This is a genomic window from Brevibacillus brevis, assembly GCF_001039275.2.
GTDB classification, from domain to species: domain Bacteria; phylum Bacillota; class Bacilli; order Brevibacillales; family Brevibacillaceae; genus Brevibacillus; species Brevibacillus brevis_C.
In genome coordinates, this window is the sequence record NZ_CP030117.1 from 49870 (window position 1) to 66560 (window position 16691).

A 16691-nucleotide genomic window follows, 5' to 3' on the forward strand; every position below is an offset into this window, starting at 1 on the left:
CCTCTCTTTCAATTTTCCTATTTTCCAAAAATTATACAGGAAAGATATAATCGTAAAAAGCCAAAAGAGGATGAAGAAGGAAGGTTAGGAATTTTGTAGCATTGCCATGAAGTGAAGTGGTAGTATTTAACTGTTATATAGAGAGAACCATTGGTTGGTTCATAGAGGGGTCATATTTCATGCGGAAATTGCTTGCCTATTTTCTTAGCGCTGTCATGATTAGTCTAGTAATCCTTCCTGTAGAGCTTGCGTCATCTCGAAGCTCAAGTTCATCTAGTTCCAGTAGTTCAGGCAGAAGTTCAGGATCATCGAGTACAAGCTCATATTCGTCCGGCAAAAGTTCAGGATCATCGAGTACAAGCTCATATTCGTCGGGCAGAAGCTCAGGCTCATCGAGTACAAACTCATCCTCCTCAAGCAAAAGCTCAGGCTCGTCCAGCAGAAGCTCATATTCTTCAGGAAAAAGCTCAGGCTCATCCAGCAAAAGTTCAAGCTCGTCGATAAAAAGCGCAAAGCCTTCAAGCGGTTTCAAATCATCCAAGCCGGTTAAAATCAAAAAGCATGACGATGACGACGATGATGAAGAAAACGTGGAAGAAGAGGCTAGCCAAGAAGAGGAAACGACCGAAGAAGCCGTAGCGGAAGAGGAAAGAATCAAGCGGAACGAACTCTTAATACAAATCGATGGTGGTATTGGACCATACCATTTACAACCGAATCAATTTTATCATACGACCATATGGGGTGACCCAACTCATAATGGTTCTTTATACTTTACCGTACATAATAACGGGCAGTTAGAAGAGGTAGATGAGACTGAGCTAGGTGGGGCAACAGTATTCAACATCCCATACAATTTCAATCCAACACCATTTGAAAAAGAGTATTATCTTCATAGCTTACCAACCAATCAAATTTATTTGACATCCTTTCAATATATGCAAATATACTTGTTTTTACGCTCGGATGGCACGATTCAATGGCTCCCTAAATACGAAGCCTTAGAGAAAAACCTCCCCATCATCGATGCAGAAGAAGTACTGCTGTCAGAGCAGACACTGGAAATGCATAGCAACGAAATGGCCTTGCATAATTTCCCGAAAAACAAAGTGTATCGGAAGAATATCAATAGGATTCCGAGGTATTTTCTGTTCAATAATGAAGAAAATGTTCAGTTAGTAGGGAAAAATGAAAGTAAGAACTATGAAGTTTTGGAATATGACCAAATGATTGATCCGACTTCTCCTGATCTTATGGGAGAGATCAAAGAAAAAATCCGGGATTCAGGTGTCCCGACTGGATACATATACCAGATGACAGTAAACAATGCCCTGCGCAATTTTATCTATTATGGAAGCGGCTCGGTTGGGTTTGTAAAGAACCTGTCGTCTGTTAAAGAAAATTATAAGGTTCTTGATTTTGAACAGGTTGTCCAAAAGATGCGGGAAGAAAAAAAGGAGGAAGAGAAAAGGCAATCGATCTGGAAGCTGTATTTGATTACAGCCGGTACGATTATGTTCGGCATTTTTCCTTTATCTTATTGGTTTATGAATAGAAAAAGAAAGAGGAAGAAGCAACCCCCTAACAAGATCATTACGAAAAATACGAAAAGTACGAGAAAGAAAAAGAATGTAGTGCCTGTAAAGCCTGTAAAGCCAGAAAGAACACCGATTCAACAGCCCCTACCGAAAAAGAAAGAAATAAGAGTAGAAGAAAAAAAGAAGTATGACGGCGGACTGTTTCAGCAATTTGAAGCCGCAAACAAAAAAGAACAGCCAAAAAGCTCTGGAAGCGGGCTGTTTGATCAATTTAATTCCTCCAAATAGAAACCAGTAAAAAGCAAAACCCGTTTTCAGGCTAGCTGGAGACGGGTTATTCATTCCATTCTATAGCGTATACTCACTTAAAATAAACTGCGGGTCTAACAAATACTCGACGGGATATATATCATTTCTTCTTGTTAATAACGCCTTCACTAACCCAAGTTGATACTCTCCTGTTACTTCAATGATCAAGTATGCATCCTGCTTCTCATTCAGAGGATAAATCACATTGCTCGAATCAAACACTTTGTGATCCATATCTAATGTAGCCAGGTGATAAGGTTGGCCTTTCCTCTCTTTCTTTGAGAACTGAAGAATGGTCAGAATTTTTCGGGTATGATAGAATGGTTTACCAACAAATGTGAATCGGAGGGAGTATGTCGGATGCAAAATGATAAGCGAATCAAATTCATTAACCCTGAAACAATGCCACCTACGTTTGGCTACACTCATGCGGTGGAGGTTCGGAACGCACGGACGATTTATATATCGGGCCAGGTGGCTCTCAACAGGGAAGGCCAAGTGGTCGGCACAGGCGACTTAGCGGCACAGACAAAACAAGTCTTTGAAAATATCCAATTCGCGTTAGAAGCGTCAGGGGTCAGCTTTGATCATGTAGTGAAATTGACTTTTTTCGTAACTGACATCTCCAAGATGCACATTGTCCGTGAAATTCGAGATCAGTACGTGAATACAGAAACGCCGCCAGCGAGTTCTGCCGTTGAAGTGAGCAAGCTCATCAGGGACGAGCTGTTGATTGAGATTGAGGCCATCGCTGTTGCAGATATATAGTTGTCGCATCCCCCTTCTGTTCGATTATTCATCGTTCAGGAGGGTTTTTTTGTACTCTTTTGGGAAGATTATGGAGCGAGATAAGCGGATCGGCAATGGTACGTGTCGGCTCTAAATCTTTTGCTATTGGAGTTGGTTGCATGAATTATATCATCGCAGGTATTGGTTTGATCACGGTATTTTTGCTTGCTTGGCTGGCAAGTAGCAATAAAAAGCACATTCGGTATCGTCCTATCCTCATTATGATTCTGATTCAGATCGTGTTTGGCTTGCTGTTGTTGCGAACCAATATTGGACTCATTTTAATATCTGGCATTGCCAGTAGTTTTTCTGTACTCCTGGGGTATGCTTACGAAGGAATTAATTTTGTTTTCGGTGGCATTGCGAATCCGGGTGCTATGCCATTTTTCTTACAAGTCTTGCTGCCCATTGTGTTCGTATCCGCACTGATCGGCATTTTGCAGTACACGAGAATCCTCCCATTATTTATTCGGTATGTAGGACTCGTATTGAGCAAAGTGAATGGCATGGGAAAATTGGAGTCGTATAATGCGATTGCTTCGGCGATCGTCGGGCAGTCCGAAGTGTTTATTACCGTAAAAAAACAGCTCGGTGCCATACCCGAAAACAGGCTGTATACTCTGTGCGCCTCTGCGATGTCCACCGTGTCTATGTCGATAGTAGGTTCCTTCATGACCATGCTCAAACCCGAGTATGTAGTAGCTGCACTGGTACTCAACTTATTTGGTGGATTTATCATTGCTTCCATTATTACGCCGTATGAAGTGAAGCCGGAAGATGACTTGCTCGATCAAGAAAAAGAAGAGAGACAGGCCTTCTTTGAAATGCTCGGGGAGTATATTCTGGATGGATTTAAAGTAGCCGTGGTCGTTGCCGCGATGCTGCTCGGATTTATTGCACTTATTGCAATGGTGAACGGGTTATTCAGTGCAGTATTCGGTATCTCGTTCCAAGCGTTGTTAGGGTATGTCTTTGCGCCCCTCGCCTTTCTTATGGGAATTCCTTGGCATGAAGCTGTACAAGCAGGAAGTATCATGGCTACTAAAATAGTGGCGAATGAGTTTGTCGCCATACTCGACTTTACGAAGATTCAAGGTCAGTTAAGTGAAAGAACCGTTGCCATCGTGTCTGTGTTTTTGATCTCGTTTGCGAACTTTGGCTCTATCGGGACGATTGTTGGCGCGGTAAAAGGCTTGAATGAAAGGCAAGGAAATGTCGTCGCTCGGTTTGGACTGAAGCTGTTGTATGGGGCAACGCTCGTCAGCATTTTGTCAGGAATTATCATCAGTATTGTGGTGTGAAGGGGACCCTTTCCGGGGTCTTTTTTGTTAGGGAGGATTTCGTAACCAAATGATGGGAAGCTGCGTCTATCAATTGAGATATTCGTCTTTGTTTCTCGGATCGTATCCTTCATCAAAGGAATGGGAATCACGGTTGTTACGCTCTATGAGGACTCTCTGCTTCCGGCGCTTGGCAATCCAATCGATGATGGCTCCAATCAGCAAAAGACCTCCGAAAATAAGTACGACGAGTAACCAGAGTGGCATCATACAACACCTCACTTTTTACTAAAAGATACGTCTTACCAGTGATGAAGTTGCGATGAAACCATTCAAGAGGAAGAAAAGGAGCGAATTCGGATGAGAAAATGGGTGTGTATGACCGTTATGGCAGGCTTGATTGTAGGAGGCTGTTCACCTGACACGAATGTATCAACAGATACAAAACCACAGCCCGTAACCGAGGAGAAGCAAGAAGCGGGAAATAGCGGTGGCGACCAAAAGCAAGAGAAGAAAACCTCTGACGTGCGTCAAATTATTCTGGATGAGCAGTTTTTGAAGCTGCTCGCCAAAAACGAAATAAGTGGCTTCGATATCCATATCGGGATGAAGCGGGATGAGGTTTCTGCGCTATACGGCAAGGTAACGAAACAAGATTATTGGGATGGCGGACGCTATGAAATCTTTGAGAAGCTAGAGAGTGCACTCATTTATTTTGATGGGCAAGATCGCGTATATGGAATTGATTTGGCCGGTCTTCATCTCAATGAAACGAATCTGGACTCCATTCGTAAAAATCTGGGGGCGCCTGTCAGTGAAGATAAGAGCATGGCCGATGAGGATTATGTCATGTTTTTTGAAGCGGGAGATAACTCCGTATTTATTAGTGCAAAGGACGAGAAATCACCAGCAGACAAAATAAGAATCATCAATAAAAAAATGATCGAGGAATCGCCACAAAAAGAATAAAAAAAGCCAAGTCAGAAGGCTCTCAAATGTGACCTTCAGGCTTGGCTTTTATATGTGTAACAATAGAATTACTCAACCGATCTTTTTCCAAACAGGATAGCGTCCAGCGCGAACTTGGAGCTGCCGCTGATACCAAGAGCAACCAACATCGCAAGCAAGGCCAGATCCAATTCATAACCAGCTCCACCTTCACCGCCCAGGAAGCCGGCAGCGAGCTTGGCTTTAAAGATCGCACCAAGCATGATAACAGACAACGCACCTGCGAACACGCGAGTACCCAGACCGAGAATCAAGGCAATACCACCTACTACCTCCAAGAAGGCTACGAGATAAGCTATGAATGCAGGGAGTCCCATGGTTCCGAAGAAACCAGCGACATTCTCCAGCCCCATTTGAAATTTAGCCACTCCGTGAATGGCAAAAGTAAGTCCAGCAATCACACGTAGAATAAGTGCGCTCCATTCAAAACGATTAGACATGTATGAATCCCTCCGAAAATTTAAATGCGTAACAAAGTTACTTTTCGTTAGTAAGTATACAATAATAAATTCCTAAGTCAAGTGATTCAATAAAATCCCAACAGTTGGCAAGTGTAATTTTCAAGGTCGATTCACATCATTGGTTTTGATGGATTGAACAAAGAGCGGTATACTGGAGGGAGAATGAGGTGATACCTATGAAACAGTCTACCCTCTGTCCAAAGTTCGAAAAAGGTATGCAGTTGTTGGGGAAGCGATGGACAGGTCTAATCCTATACCAGTTGTTGTCGGGACCACAGCGATTCTGTGCATTGGAAGGGGCCCTGCCAGTAAGCGGAAGGCTACTTTCTGAGCGTTTGAAGGATTTGGAGAAGGAAGGACTCGTGCATCGGCAGGTGTTTACTGATTCTGCTCCTGTCCGCGTAGAGTATTCCTTAACGGAGATGGGGAAAGCTCTGACTCCAGTGCTCAAAGGAATTGAGTCTTGGTCGCAGAGCTGGATCGAGTTGAATGCAGATGAACTGGCTAACGACAGCGAAGAATAACACAGCCTATATAAAAAAGCATCAGGAGAGTATGCCTGACGCTTGCCACGATGAAAACCCCTGGAGACAGGGGTTTTTCTGTTATTCGTTAATCTTCAAATCCTCAAGAAGGGTCTTCGTTCTTTTCCTGTAAAGCCTTCCACTTTAAAAATTCAATATGGCGCTTGACCTCAACCAGCTCGTCCTCTGTCAGGCCATCGACATCTAGGAAGGTCGCCGGTGTTTCCCGGACAGAACCGCGTTTCCAAGATGGTTCATCCGTGCGCCCGTGGAGAAAATCGGTGGATACTTCAAATAAATCTGCGACTTTGGAAATCAGATGAAAATCGACGCCTTTCTTTTCGCCTGACTCGATTCGTGAAAGTACCGTATTATGTATACCCAGCTTTTCAGCTAATTGAAGTTGTGACCATTGTTTTTGTTCGCGCAGCCATTTTATTCGTTGACCAACTATGGACATCGTGAGACCACCTTTATCGTTTTGGCAATTCCATTCTAACAATTTTCCAAAACGGAAAAAACAAGATTGCTAATATGACAAAATCTGTATTGACTTTGCTAAAATTGAAAGGATATGATGTAACTATAAATATTTGCCATTTTTGCAAATCAGGAGGGGATAACTGGTGGAACGACTCAACCTCCCGTTTATCGCGCAACGACGTAATGAGTGCAAGCTGACCTTGCAAGAAATGGCGGAAGCACTCGGATTTCGAAATGCTTCGACATACTTGAAGTACGAGAAGGGAGAATATGACTTCAAGGCTAATCATCTGCCAGTGTTAGCGAAAAAACTCCGGTGTAACATGCTTGATCTTTTTATCAGGATGATTTGCTGATTTAGCAAAAGGGGTGGGAGGCTTGAATGCTTGGGAGGCAAATAGAAGGCAACTGGAAATCTGGAGAAAAACCGTCGCTTACGAAATTGAAATGATGGCGCCACAGAGTATGCCAGCTTGCGAGGGATTTCTCGAGCGCTTGGTCATCTTTGAAAAGGAGTTGGAAAACAACGCGCGATGCCCATATAGTACGACACATGATGGGAATGATGCCGGGTCGCGTCCGTTGCCCATTCAGGAAACAGAAAAAAGCCCGGTACGGACTTCACCGTGACCGGGCATTCTTTGTATGTTACAGCTTGCTGATTTCTTCTTTTAACAGCTCCGAATGGGTTCCGAAGACGACTTGCACGCTTCCTTGACCCAGTCGCATAACACCTGCTGCACCGAGGTCCTTCAAGGCTTTGTCGTTGACCTTCTTGTCGTCCTTCAAGACGAGACGCAAACGAGTGATGCAAGCGTCTACGCTAACGATATTTTCTTTTCCACCAATATGAGTGAGTACTTGAATTGCTTTATCCTGCATCGAATTGTTCCTTCCCGTAGTTGTAGCTGTCATATCCTCGTCATCTTCACGTCCTGGCGTCTTGAGGTTCAGCTTTACGATCATGAAACGGAACAGGACGTAGTAAACCACGGAAAATGCGAGACCAATCGGGATGATCATCCAGGCATTCGTTGAGAGATGGTAGTTGATACCGTAATCGATCAGACCCGCTGAGAATCCAAAGCCGTGCTTGATACCCAGAGAGGTTACGATATATCCGGACACACCCGTCAATATCGCGTGAACAAAATACAGGAGTGGAGCAGCGAACATGAACGCAAATTCAACTACCTCGGTAATCCCGGTCAGGAACGAAGCGAGAGCTGCACCAATAAACATAGAAGCAACTACTTTGCGTTTTTCAGGACGCGCTGAGTGAATAATAGCGAAAGCCGCTCCAGGAAGTGCGAACATCATGATTGGATAGAAACCAGTCATAAACATACCTGCTGATGGGTCTCCCGCAAAGAAACGGTGCAAGTCGCCGTGTACCACTTTTCCTGTTGCATCGGTAAAGTCACCGATTTGGAACCAGGCAATCGCATTGAGTACGTGGTGCAGACCAAATGGAACGAGCAATCGGTTGAAGAATCCGAACAGGAAAGAACCTGTTGCGCCGAGACCTACGATCCAAGAGCCCAATGAGTCGAGGGCAATCTGGATCGGCCCCCAAATGATCCCGAAAATCAAGCCGACGACAACCATGGAAAGAGAAGTGATGATCGGGACGAAGCGTTTTCCACCAAAGAAGCCTAGCCATTCTGGCAGCTTGATCGAATGGTAGCGGTTGTAGAAAAACGCTGCAATACCACCTGCCATAATACCACCGATGACACCCATGTTCAGTTTTAAATCGTCCGCGATGAAAGGCATGGCAGCAGGAACAGCCGCAAGCACTTTCGTCAATACGACGTAGGCAATGACAGCGGCCAAAGCAGCAACAGCATCTCCAGCCAAGCCAATGGCAACACCGACAGCAAAGATTAATGCCAGGTTGTCAAAAATGGCTGCACCGCCAGCAGCCAAAAGCGGAGCGATGTACGAGTCCATGAATGCACCAAAGGCGCCGAGATTGAGGTCCTTCTCGAATTTGAGAAGACCAAAGCTTTGCAAAATCGCTGCGGCTGGCAACGTTGCGACCGGGAGCATGAGGGCTCTCCCAATCTTTTGCAGAAAAGCGAGCATAGGATAAAACCTCCTTGGAATGGAATGAATTTATCAGGGAAGCCGCTCTCCGGATGAATGGCAAAATGATGAGGGCACAAGGAATAAGCCGGAGAGAGACCATTCTGATCGATATGTTGGAAGCGCTTTCACTACTTAGGCGACAAAACCTTTTATAAGGCTTTGTCTTTCAAATATTGAACGACCTCGTCTACAGTAGAGAGTGTAAGGACGTGTTTGGCCAGTTGCTTCGCTTCCTCTACGCTAGTGGAGCGGATACGTTCTTTGACTTTTGGCATGACCGAAGCGGCACCGCTGAACTCATCGAGTCCCAATCCGAGCAGGAGCTTGGTTGCCAACGGATCTCCCGCCATTTCCCCACACAGCCCGGTCCAAATGCCCGCCCGATGGGAAGCCTCAATGACTTGGGAAATCAATCGTAATACGGCTGGATGGTAGTAGCTGTACAGCTCGGCGATATTGGCATTCATCCGGTCTACTGCCAGCGTATATTGAACGAGATCATTGGTGCCGATGCTGAAAAAGTCTACCTCTTTCGCAAACGCATCTGCTTGCAGGCAAGCACCTGGAATCTCCATCATCATGCCTACCGCGATCTTCTCGTCAAAAGCGATTCCTTCAGCCCGCAGCTCTGCTTTCGCTTGTTCCAGCAAGCGTTTGGCTTCACGCAACTGCTCCAGATGGGAAATCATCGGGAACATGATCAGCAGGCGACCAAATGCACTGGCACGCAAGAGAGCGCGTAATTGCACCAGGAACAATTCCGGTCTGGCTAACGAGATGCGCATTGCGCGGAAGCCAAGGAACGGGTTTTCCTCCTGTGGAAGTGCTAGTGCTGGCAAATGCTTGTCGCCGCCAACATCCAAAGTACGAATGATGACTGGTTTGTCGCCAAAAGCAGCGGCTACGTGCTTATATGCAGCGAATTGTTCGTTCTCATCTGGAAGAGTACTGCGATCCATAAACAAAAACTCGGAGCGGAACAACCCGATTCCCTCTACACCAGAGGCGATCAGTGCATCAGATTCTTCTGGCACAGCCATGTTTGCCATCAGGTGAACGCGGTGGCCATCGGTTGTTTCGGCAGGCAGTTCCTTAATGGCTTCGTACAATTGACGTTCTTTTTCTTCCTGTGCGGCTTTTTCCTGATAGGTAGCCAGTGTATCCGCATCAGGGGAAACAATTAACTGTCCAGTGGTTCCGTCGATGATCAGCAAACTTCCGGAGTCTACTTTTTCCATCAAGGTATCGCCTGCACCCATGACAGCGGGAATTCCGAGAGAGCGTGCCAATATGGCTGCATGAGAGGTAGCGCCGCCTTTTGCCGTGACAATTCCCCGTACATGCTGGAGTGGAAGCTGAAGCGTCTCGGATGGGGTGACGTCCCATGCAACCAGAATAAACGGCTCTTCCGGGTAGGAGATGACGGTGTCACCGCCCGAAATATTTCGAATCAGACGGCGGCTCACATCACGAATATCATCCGCGCGCTCTTTCATGTAGGCATCGTCCATACTCTCAAAGAGAGCGATGAACTGATCGGCTACTTGCGAGACGGCGGCAGATGCCGCCAGTTGTTGATTTTCGATGAGAGCACTCATCTCCCCGACAAATGCCGGGTCATCCAAAAAGGCGATATGAGCAGAGAGGATGGCCGCTTTTTCCGAGCCTAATTGTTCCTCTGTCTGTTCTTTTAGCTTTTCCAGTTGTTCGCGTGCTTGCTCTACGCTCTTGCTAAGTAGTCCTAGCTCCTGAGTCGTATCCACTGAAGTGGTGGACTCTGCCTGCGTAATGGCTGTTTCGTGTGTGAGGCGTAAAACAGGGGCTATCGAAATGCCAGCGGAAACCGGGATTCCTTTTAACATACATCCTTCACCTTCCTGTTCGTCGTTTACACGGTATGATTTACGAGGATTGCTCCAATAGCTGCTGAATCGCAGTGGCTACGTTTTGTTCATCCGCTCCGTCGATCTGAACGGTTAGGGTGTCACCTTGGGAGACACCCAACGTCATGATGCCGAGAATGCTTTTGCCATCTGCGTGTTTTGTCCCTTTGCTCAGCGTAATCTTTGACTGAGATTGCGACGAACAATTCACGAGCAGAGCTGCTGGTCTCGCGTGGAGCCCACCCTCTACATTGACGGTTACTTCAAATTGAACCATGTTGTACCTCCTTCAACCATGCGCTTCGCTTTATTTTAAGACGACAGTCATAAGTGGCTCTTGGCCTGCTTGCACAGTTGCTTTTGCCACTACATTTTTTTCAGCAACCATATCACCGTTTGTAATTACGATTGGTGTCACAATCGGACAGCCCGCATCCTCCAGTACACTCTTGTCGAATTGGATGAGCTTGTCGCCAGCCTTCACTTGATCGCCAACCGAGACAAACGGGGTAAAGCCTTTCCCGTTTAATTTCACCGTATCAATTCCGATATGCATCAATATCTCAAGACCACTTTCGGTCGACAGCCCGATAGCATGGTGAGTAGGGAAAAGATGCGTAACCTTTCCATCGACAGGGGAGACGAGCGTGTCTGCACTTGGCAAAATCGCTACACCATCACCGACGACTTTACCTGCGAATACAGGATCAGGAACTTCGGACAGGGGGAGTACGGTACCTGTTAATGGTGCAAGAAAGGTTACCTCTTGTTGTTGTTTTTTCCGGGAAAAAAGACTGCGTAGCATAGTATCCTCCTTTTGCGTCTGAACCAAAAAAGGCATGAGACGGTTGAATTCATACGACGACATACTTACTATGTCCGTATGATCTCACCGCTCATGCCTAGTCGAGCTAGTAACACGCAGGATTATGATTTAATTTTGTTGTAATAAGCGATAAAGGTGCAGAGCCATGTAACCAACCTCATCTTCGGGTACAGCGATTTCGAGACGGGTGGAAATGTATTGAGCCAGCTCCGTTGCCAATTGATAGGCTTCTGGCATGGTGGTTTTGACTCGGTCCAGAAGCGGATTCTTGATGAATTTTTGTTGACGGATGCGCTCAACGGCAAAGCGCAAATGGGTAATGAGGCGAACGTAATCAATGGTACTGCGTTCAATTGTAATGGCTGTTCGCTCTTCAATCAGGCTTACCAACTCCGTGATGATGTTGGTGAATTGGACAGCCTTTTTTACTGGCACGTAACTGATTGCGGAGTGTATGTGCAAGGCCAGAAATCCGATTTCACTATCGGGAATGTCCAGGTCGAATGCGTTTTTGATCATATCCGCTGCCCGGTTCGCCAGTGCGTACTCTTTCGTGTACAGCGTCTGGATTTCGAACAAGAAAGGATTCACGATCTCCATTCCGTTATTGAGCCGGTAGATCGCAAACTGGATATGGTCAGGTAAGGCAACGTGGACGTGTTCGTTCAATTCCGGCGTAATCTCACTTGCAATGAGAGCGATAATTTCTTCCGCAATTCCTACGACAGCAGGATCTACTTGGCTCAGGATGTTCTGATACTGTTTCTGATGATTTTCATTTTCGAGCGTGAAGCGCTTTTCCACTCGCGAGTCTTGGGAGGGGATGGTATTCCCGGGTTTTGCGCCAAATCCGATTCCTTTTCCGAACAGGACAATTTCTTGTCCGGATCCGGGTTCTTCTACAAGTACGACGTTATGGTTCAACACACGCGTAATTGCGTACGTTTTTTCCTTTTCACGGGACAATCCATTCCACCACCTTTAGATAGACAAAAACGGTCCATGACCGTATTTGCTTACCGCAAGCGGTCACATCCAATTTAATGAAAAACGCCGATGAACCCTGACGTTAATCAGAAAAAAGAGCCGAAAAAACCTTTTTAACAAGAAAAAGATCTTCTCGGCTCATGCCTGCATTACCAGTAACACGCCTTGTGAAAACGCTTCAATTAAAGCTTATAATAGCTCACGTCTCGTACATTGTCAATCACCCTGTTTACGTGAAAAAACGCGGTGGGCAGGAGATGCAAGTGCCTGTCCCGAATTGTTTGAACCAACAGGATAAGGGCAAAACAAAGCCAAGCGGACGCCTCATTAGCAATCCGCCTGTTTTGTTTACTTGGTGTACTTGTCGGCAATCGTAGATGCACAGAAGGAGTTCGGTTTGATTTCGGCACGAAAGTGATTGGTTTCTGCTAAGCTCAACAAAGACTGGATAAACTTACGGGTAGGGCCATTCGTACCGATATCAAAATGCAGGCGGATGGGAGTATCTAAATGGTGGTCCCGCAAATATTGGCGTACTTCTGTGGCAAGTCCGACTGCGTACATCGCTTCCTGAAATATACGCTGTTGCAAGGATGAATACCGGCGTTCTTGAAATTTGTGATAAAAGAAGGTGCCCCCATGGCCGGGACGAATCACTGTGATAACGAGGGCAAAAAAAGTCCCGCGGCTTTTTAATTGAGAGTCGGCCCCCACAATAATTTCAAATGGACCACCTTTTGATGAGATGGTATGTTCGATGTGGGAAAACACTTCTTCTTTTGCCAGTAGACCTCTAGTCGGACTGTGAAAGCGATCAAATAACGTATTTGCAGAGGTTAAGCCCACTCACATCCCTCCAGAAAGAGGCTAACAAAGATTTGCATACTTCTTCCTTACATCATTAATGTATGTAATCTCTCAGATAGTATGTGAACGGGTAGGGACAAAAACTTCTTGAATCAACTTTTTTGGGTAAAATGGTCCGTTTGTTCGGGACGAAAGACTGTTTTTGAAGGAGCTTTAGGGAACGTGATACAAGCAAATGAACATGATTATTATATGAAACAAGCCATGGAAGAGGCCCGGAAAGCCGCTGCGATTGGCGAGGTTCCAATCGGTGCGGTCATCGTGCGCGACGGGGAAATCGTAGGTCGCGGCTATAACTTGCGGGAAACACAAAAAGACCCTACTTTGCACGCGGAATTGATCGCGATACGGGAGGCAAGTGAACGCTTGGGTGGATGGCGCTTGATCGGATGTACGCTGTACGTGACATTGGAGCCGTGTCCAATGTGTGCGGGTGCAATCGTTCAAAGCCGCATCGAACAGGTCGTGTATGGCGCTCGCGATCCGAAGGCGGGCTGTGCCGGGACATTGATGAACCTGCTCGCGGAACCGCGCTTCAATCATCAGGTGCCAGTCATAGAGGGTGTTCTTGCAGAGGAATGCGGACAGATGCTCAAAGACTTCTTTCGAGGGTTACGAAAAAAAAGACAGCCGGTACAGGAATGACCGGGCTGTCTGGACAAACCGTCTGCATGCAGGCGGTTTTTATTTGTTTACGTTTTGCAGCATGTGCAGCTCTTCTTCGGTCAGTTCGCGATACTCACCAGGGGCGAGTGATGGGTCAAGGTGAAGCGGGCCCATACGAATCCGTTGCAGATAGGTGACTTGCAGGTCGAAAGCAGCAAACATCCGTTTTACCTGATGGAACTTTCCTTCCATGATGGTGACGCGAATCTCTGATGTTTCTCCCGAAGAGATAATCTCCAGCTTGGCTGGCAGTGTAGTGAAGTCCTCTAATTCCACGCCTTTGGCGAACTCCTGTACATGGTGCTCAGTGACCCGGCCATCGATGCGAGCAAAGTACTCCTTGTCCACTTTCTTTTTCGGGGACAAGAGGCTATGGGAGAGCTGACCGTCATTGGTCAAGAGCAAGAGACCCTCTGTATCAATATCCAGTCGGCCTACCGGATGTACCTTGATTGCCCACTCGTACGGGAGCAAGTCCACGACAGTTTCATGGACATTGTCCTCTGTAGCAGAAACCACTCCAGGCGGCTTGTTCAGCAAAACGTATACCCAGCGCTTAAAGTTAAGTGGTTCTCCATCCACAAGGATTTCCTGTTCCTCGGCAATGACATGCATCCCCGGGTCTGTTGCGACAACGCCGTCTACGACGATCAGTCGCTGTTTCACAAGTGCTTTCACTTCCTTGCGCGTGCCGATTGCCATATTGGCCAGCACCTTGTCCAAACGTTCACGTTTCATATATGTTCCTCGCTTTTCTTCTGATCGGATACCAATCTTGTGTGCTGTTATTAGTTTGGCCTAATGAGCCGCGCAAATCAAGGGGCATACAGAGGAATGAGTCTTGCATTTTTGACTGTATTTTGCTATAGTAAGTAATGTTTCTGACAAACCAAATATGGAGAGATACCCAAGTGGTCATAAGGGGACGCACTCGAAATGCGTTAGGCGTCGTGAGGCGTGCGTGGGTTCGAATCCCACTCTCTCCGCTTAGATTTTTCGGATCGATGAGAATGAAGCATATTTTTGCCAGTACGGCAGAGATATGCTTCATTTTTTTATATCACAAAAACTGTAAGCAAATTTCATTTTCGCGTCTAATAAGATACAAACTTCATAAAGGAGCGTACGAATGGATTCCGATGACCGAATAGAGCGATGGTTTCAGCAATACGGCCATGATATTTACAATTACCTCGCGTATTTTACCGGACGTAGAGATGTCGAGGATTTAGTCCAGGAAGTTTTTACGAAGGCGCTCAGAGCCTTATCGAGCTACGAAGGCAGAGCACAGCCCAAGACATGGCTTCTGACCATCGCACGCCATGCAGCGATTGATTATAGGCGTAAGCAAAAAATGATGGACTGGTTTCCCGAAAGCGTCCTTCGACTTCTCACTTCCAAAGAGCGTACACCTGAGAAGGCATTAGTGTTAAAGGAACAATTGCAAGAAACATATGAAGTGATGAATCGCCTCAAAAGCACGTATCGAGAAGTTCTAATCCTGCGGTTGATAGAGGGAGTATCTACAGCAGAGACAGCAGAAATTTTGGGCTGGAGTGATGCAAAAGTGAGCACGACGCTCCATCGAGCCATCAAGGAATTGCAAAAACAAATGGGCAATAGCGGCAGGGAGGTCAATCTACATGACGCCATCTTTTGAAGAAAAAGAGATAAGCACAGTGCTGCAATCATTTCCGTCGCTTCAGATGGATGAGGACAAACGACGTGAAATCGCGAGTCATATTCGTCGAAAAAGGGAGCTGCTCGTACAAATGAAAAGGCGAAAAAAGTATGCCAAGGTCATCGGGGGCGCAGTTGCTTCGTTTGCTTTATTGTTTATCGCATTTCAGTGGATGCCTTCGGAGGCCCTGCCAAGCGCACAACAGATGAATACAGGGGAGAGTCAAAAGGCACAAGCCGCGGAAACGACATCCCAAACAGATAAGGTTCTAACCCTCGATTCACAAATTCAGGCGTATATAGAAGAAGCGATACATAAGACCAACAAAGCTTATCAGCCCGAAAATATGACGGTAATCGTTACCGATCCAAATACCGGAGAAATTCTTGGGATGAATCTGAAAAAACAGGATACCAATGACCGGGTTCCAGACATAGTAAAAGCGAAACCAGATCCTGTGGCCGCAATTCCGATCGTGACGTTGGCGGCTGCTATTGAAGAGGGAAAGTATAAGAACTACGAAACTTATGAGTCCGGAACCTACGAGATTACCCCGGGCAAGTTTATTAAAGACCACAATAATGGTGCAGGGTGGGGACAGATTACGTATTTAGAAGGGATCCAACGTTCTTCAAATGTCGCTTTTGCCAAGCTCAGTGAACAGATACATGGAGACTCATTACAGCATTATTTTGAACGGTTCGGTTTTGGAGCGAAAACCGGTATTGAACAAATTAATGAACAGCCTGGAAAGATACCAAACATGGATACTCCCTATGATAAGGCAATGGCAGCTTACGGACTTGGGGGTTCTGCCTCTGCCATTCAACAAGTAGCTGCTGTCGGGGCCATCGCCAACGGGGGTGAATTGATGAAACCCCATGTCACGAGGGAGGAAAGGAATCACATTGACAAAGGGCGTCGAGTCATATCAGAGGAAACAGCCAAACAGGTTCGAGAAATTTTAGAGACGTTAGTAAACAACAAACCAGGCTTTGATACAGCCTTTTCCATAAAAGATTATGCGGTCGCTGGGCGCACAGGAATAGTGCAGAAACGCGACCAGCAAGGAAATTTCATCGATGGAAAATATACGTATTCTTTTATCGGATTTGCACCAAGCGATGATCCAAAGCTATTAGTTTACATAGCTGTTGATAATCCGAATACAGATATCTGGGTAAGATTATGGGGGAAGGAAATTGTTGCTCCCCCTTTCCAAGAGATCATGGAAAACAGTTTGCAGTATCTCCAAAAACGATAATGAACCCATCAATCAAAAAAGGAAGCATATCGGT

Annotated in this window: 22 protein-coding genes and 1 tRNA gene; 11 read left to right on the forward strand and 12 right to left on the reverse strand. The window is 46.1% G+C overall.

The window, feature by feature from the left end; all coding sequences use genetic code 11:
* Nucleotides 1-196 precede the first annotated feature (196 nt).
* Nucleotides 197-541 (reverse strand): hypothetical protein, encoded by a 345-nt coding sequence (locus AB432_RS30440; RefSeq protein ID WP_235617587.1) that lies wholly within the window; start codon nucleotides 539-541, stop codon nucleotides 197-199.
* 49 nt (nucleotides 542-590) lie between these two features.
* Here AB432_RS30440 and AB432_RS00325 point away from each other — a divergent pair, with 49 nt between their 5' ends.
* Nucleotides 591-1826: a hypothetical protein gene (locus AB432_RS00325; protein ID WP_048035514.1), complete on the forward strand. Its 1236-nt coding sequence runs from the start codon at nucleotides 591-593 to the stop codon at nucleotides 1824-1826.
* 60 nt (nucleotides 1827-1886) lie between these two features.
* On the opposite strand, the gene AB432_RS00330 is transcribed toward AB432_RS00325, so the two are convergent.
* Nucleotides 1887-2081: a hypothetical protein gene (locus AB432_RS00330; protein ID WP_048035515.1), complete on the reverse strand. Its 195-nt coding sequence runs from the start codon at nucleotides 2079-2081 to the stop codon at nucleotides 1887-1889.
* Nucleotides 2082-2207: 126 nt separating this feature from the next.
* Between AB432_RS00330 and AB432_RS00335 the strand changes: the two genes are divergently transcribed.
* Together AB432_RS00335 and AB432_RS00340 are read left to right on the forward strand one after the other, a co-directional pair.
* Nucleotides 2208-2615 (forward strand): RidA family protein, encoded by a 408-nt coding sequence (locus AB432_RS00335; RefSeq protein WP_048035516.1) that lies wholly within the window; start codon nucleotides 2208-2210, stop codon nucleotides 2613-2615.
* Nucleotides 2616-2755: 140 nt separating this feature from the next.
* On the forward strand, nucleotides 2756-3937 hold the full coding sequence (locus AB432_RS00340; RefSeq protein ID WP_048035517.1) for a NupC/NupG family nucleoside CNT transporter: 1182 nt from the start codon (nucleotides 2756-2758) through the stop codon (nucleotides 3935-3937).
* Nucleotides 3938-4006: 69 nt separating this feature from the next.
* On the opposite strand, the gene AB432_RS00345 is transcribed toward AB432_RS00340, so the two are convergent.
* The gene (locus AB432_RS00345) at nucleotides 4007-4186 is read right to left on the reverse strand and encodes a hypothetical protein (RefSeq protein ID WP_048035518.1); all 180 of its coding nucleotides are present in this window, start codon (nucleotides 4184-4186) and stop codon (nucleotides 4007-4009) included.
* A 90-nt stretch (nucleotides 4187-4276) separates the two neighbouring features.
* On the opposite strand from AB432_RS00345, the gene AB432_RS00350 reads away from it, so the two are divergent.
* Nucleotides 4277-4885, forward strand: a complete 609-nt coding sequence (locus AB432_RS00350) for a hypothetical protein (protein WP_048035519.1) — start codon at nucleotides 4277-4279, stop codon at nucleotides 4883-4885.
* A 68-nt stretch (nucleotides 4886-4953) separates the two neighbouring features.
* On the opposite strand, the gene AB432_RS00355 is transcribed toward AB432_RS00350, so the two are convergent.
* Nucleotides 4954-5364, reverse strand: coding sequence for a DoxX family protein (locus AB432_RS00355; RefSeq protein ID WP_048035520.1), 411 nt, complete (start codon nucleotides 5362-5364; stop codon nucleotides 4954-4956).
* A gap of 197 nt (nucleotides 5365-5561) precedes the next feature.
* On the opposite strand from AB432_RS00355, the gene AB432_RS00360 reads away from it, so the two are divergent.
* Nucleotides 5562-5909 (forward strand): winged helix-turn-helix transcriptional regulator, encoded by a 348-nt coding sequence (locus AB432_RS00360; RefSeq protein WP_048035521.1) that lies wholly within the window; start codon nucleotides 5562-5564, stop codon nucleotides 5907-5909.
* Between the two features lie 103 nt (nucleotides 5910-6012).
* Here the strand turns inward: AB432_RS00360 and AB432_RS00365 are convergent, their stop codons facing one another.
* Nucleotides 6013-6369 carry a helix-turn-helix domain-containing protein gene (locus tag AB432_RS00365; protein WP_048035522.1) on the reverse strand — a complete coding sequence of 119 codons (357 nt, stop codon included), beginning with the start codon at nucleotides 6367-6369 and terminating at the stop codon, nucleotides 6013-6015.
* Between the two features lie 166 nt (nucleotides 6370-6535).
* Here AB432_RS00365 and AB432_RS00370 point away from each other — a divergent pair, with 166 nt between their 5' ends.
* Complete coding sequence (locus AB432_RS00370) at nucleotides 6536-6748, forward strand: helix-turn-helix domain-containing protein (protein WP_047074382.1); 213 nt, start codon at nucleotides 6536-6538, stop codon at nucleotides 6746-6748.
* Between the two features lie 13 nt (nucleotides 6749-6761).
* Nucleotides 6762-7022: a hypothetical protein gene (locus AB432_RS00375; protein WP_235617588.1), complete on the forward strand. Its 261-nt coding sequence runs from the start codon at nucleotides 6762-6764 to the stop codon at nucleotides 7020-7022.
* A gap of 18 nt (nucleotides 7023-7040) precedes the next feature.
* Here the strand turns inward: AB432_RS00375 and nagE are convergent, their stop codons facing one another.
* The 6 genes from nagE to AB432_RS00405 form a co-directional block, all read right to left on the reverse strand.
* Nucleotides 7041-8480, reverse strand: coding sequence for an N-acetylglucosamine-specific PTS transporter subunit IIBC (gene nagE, locus AB432_RS00380; protein ID WP_048035524.1), 1440 nt, complete (start codon nucleotides 8478-8480; stop codon nucleotides 7041-7043).
* Between the two features lie 152 nt (nucleotides 8481-8632).
* Nucleotides 8633-10345, reverse strand: a complete 1713-nt coding sequence (ptsP, locus tag AB432_RS00385) for a phosphoenolpyruvate--protein phosphotransferase (protein WP_048035525.1) — start codon at nucleotides 10343-10345, stop codon at nucleotides 8633-8635.
* A 40-nt stretch (nucleotides 10346-10385) separates the two neighbouring features.
* The gene (locus AB432_RS00390) at nucleotides 10386-10643 is read right to left on the reverse strand and encodes an HPr family phosphocarrier protein (RefSeq protein WP_007719815.1); all 258 of its coding nucleotides are present in this window, start codon (nucleotides 10641-10643) and stop codon (nucleotides 10386-10388) included.
* A gap of 30 nt (nucleotides 10644-10673) precedes the next feature.
* Nucleotides 10674-11171, reverse strand: coding sequence for a PTS sugar transporter subunit IIA (locus AB432_RS00395; RefSeq protein WP_048035526.1), 498 nt, complete (start codon nucleotides 11169-11171; stop codon nucleotides 10674-10676).
* Between the two features lie 129 nt (nucleotides 11172-11300).
* The gene (gene glcT, locus AB432_RS00400; RefSeq protein WP_048035527.1) at nucleotides 11301-12158 is read right to left on the reverse strand and encodes a glucose PTS transporter transcription antiterminator GlcT; all 858 of its coding nucleotides are present in this window, start codon (nucleotides 12156-12158) and stop codon (nucleotides 11301-11303) included.
* Between the two features lie 369 nt (nucleotides 12159-12527).
* Nucleotides 12528-13025, reverse strand: coding sequence for a ribonuclease H-like YkuK family protein (locus AB432_RS00405; RefSeq protein ID WP_048035528.1), 498 nt, complete (start codon nucleotides 13023-13025; stop codon nucleotides 12528-12530).
* A gap of 183 nt (nucleotides 13026-13208) precedes the next feature.
* Between AB432_RS00405 and tadA the strand changes: the two genes are divergently transcribed.
* Complete coding sequence (tadA, locus tag AB432_RS00410) at nucleotides 13209-13691, forward strand: tRNA adenosine(34) deaminase TadA (RefSeq protein ID WP_016740879.1); 483 nt, start codon at nucleotides 13209-13211, stop codon at nucleotides 13689-13691.
* 39 nt (nucleotides 13692-13730) lie between these two features.
* Here tadA and AB432_RS00415 read toward each other — a convergent pair whose 3' ends face one another.
* Nucleotides 13731-14450, reverse strand: a complete 720-nt coding sequence (locus AB432_RS00415; protein ID WP_048035529.1) for a pseudouridine synthase — start codon at nucleotides 14448-14450, stop codon at nucleotides 13731-13733.
* Between the two features lie 159 nt (nucleotides 14451-14609).
* Between AB432_RS00415 and AB432_RS00420 the strand changes: the two genes are divergently transcribed.
* The 3 genes from AB432_RS00420 to AB432_RS00430 all read left to right on the forward strand — a co-directional run bounded on the left by AB432_RS00420 (nucleotide 14610) and on the right by AB432_RS00430 (nucleotide 16657).
* A tRNA-Ser gene (locus AB432_RS00420) sits at nucleotides 14610-14698 on the forward strand.
* A 143-nt stretch (nucleotides 14699-14841) separates the two neighbouring features.
* The gene (locus tag AB432_RS00425; protein ID WP_048035530.1) at nucleotides 14842-15372 is read left to right on the forward strand and encodes an RNA polymerase sigma factor; all 531 of its coding nucleotides are present in this window, start codon (nucleotides 14842-14844) and stop codon (nucleotides 15370-15372) included.
* Nucleotides 15356-16657 (forward strand): peptidoglycan D,D-transpeptidase FtsI family protein, encoded by a 1302-nt coding sequence (locus tag AB432_RS00430; RefSeq protein ID WP_048035531.1) that lies wholly within the window; start codon nucleotides 15356-15358, stop codon nucleotides 16655-16657. Before AB432_RS00425 ends, AB432_RS00430 begins: the two co-directional genes overlap by 17 nt.
* The last annotated feature ends 34 nt before the right edge of the window (nucleotides 16658-16691 follow it).

What these genes read in the sequence shown, in the direction of transcription:
- AB432_RS00330 (WP_048035515.1), bottom strand. Translation starts at nt 2,081, where the DNA reads ATGGATCACAAAGTGTTTGATTCGAGCAATGTGATTTATCCTCTGAAT.
- AB432_RS00335 (WP_048035516.1), top strand. Translation starts at nt 2,208, where the DNA reads ATGCAAAATGATAAGCGAATCAAATTCATTAACCCTGAAACAATGCCA.
- AB432_RS00340 (WP_048035517.1), top strand. Translation starts at nt 2,756, where the DNA reads ATGAATTATATCATCGCAGGTATTGGTTTGATCACGGTATTTTTGCTT.
- AB432_RS00345 (WP_048035518.1), bottom strand. Translation starts at nt 4,186, where the DNA reads ATGATGCCACTCTGGTTACTCGTCGTACTTATTTTCGGAGGTCTTTTG.
- AB432_RS00350 (WP_048035519.1), top strand. Translation starts at nt 4,277, where the DNA reads ATGAGAAAATGGGTGTGTATGACCGTTATGGCAGGCTTGATTGTAGGA.
- AB432_RS00355 (WP_048035520.1), bottom strand. Translation starts at nt 5,364, where the DNA reads ATGTCTAATCGTTTTGAATGGAGCGCACTTATTCTACGTGTGATTGCT.
- AB432_RS00360 (WP_048035521.1), top strand. Translation starts at nt 5,562, where the DNA reads ATGAAACAGTCTACCCTCTGTCCAAAGTTCGAAAAAGGTATGCAGTTG.
- AB432_RS00365 (WP_048035522.1), bottom strand. Translation starts at nt 6,369, where the DNA reads ATGTCCATAGTTGGTCAACGAATAAAATGGCTGCGCGAACAAAAACAA.
- nagE (WP_048035524.1), bottom strand. Translation starts at nt 8,480, where the DNA reads ATGCTCGCTTTTCTGCAAAAGATTGGGAGAGCCCTCATGCTCCCGGTC.
- ptsP (WP_048035525.1), bottom strand. Translation starts at nt 10,345, where the DNA reads ATGTTAAAAGGAATCCCGGTTTCCGCTGGCATTTCGATAGCCCCTGTT.
- AB432_RS00390 (WP_007719815.1), bottom strand. Translation starts at nt 10,643, where the DNA reads ATGGTTCAATTTGAAGTAACCGTCAATGTAGAGGGTGGGCTCCACGCG.
- AB432_RS00395 (WP_048035526.1), bottom strand. Translation starts at nt 11,171, where the DNA reads ATGCTACGCAGTCTTTTTTCCCGGAAAAAACAACAACAAGAGGTAACC.
- AB432_RS00415 (WP_048035529.1), bottom strand. Translation starts at nt 14,450, where the DNA reads ATGAAACGTGAACGTTTGGACAAGGTGCTGGCCAATATGGCAATCGGC.
- AB432_RS00425 (WP_048035530.1), top strand. Translation starts at nt 14,842, where the DNA reads ATGGATTCCGATGACCGAATAGAGCGATGGTTTCAGCAATACGGCCAT.
- AB432_RS00430 (WP_048035531.1), top strand. Translation starts at nt 15,356, where the DNA reads ATGACGCCATCTTTTGAAGAAAAAGAGATAAGCACAGTGCTGCAATCA.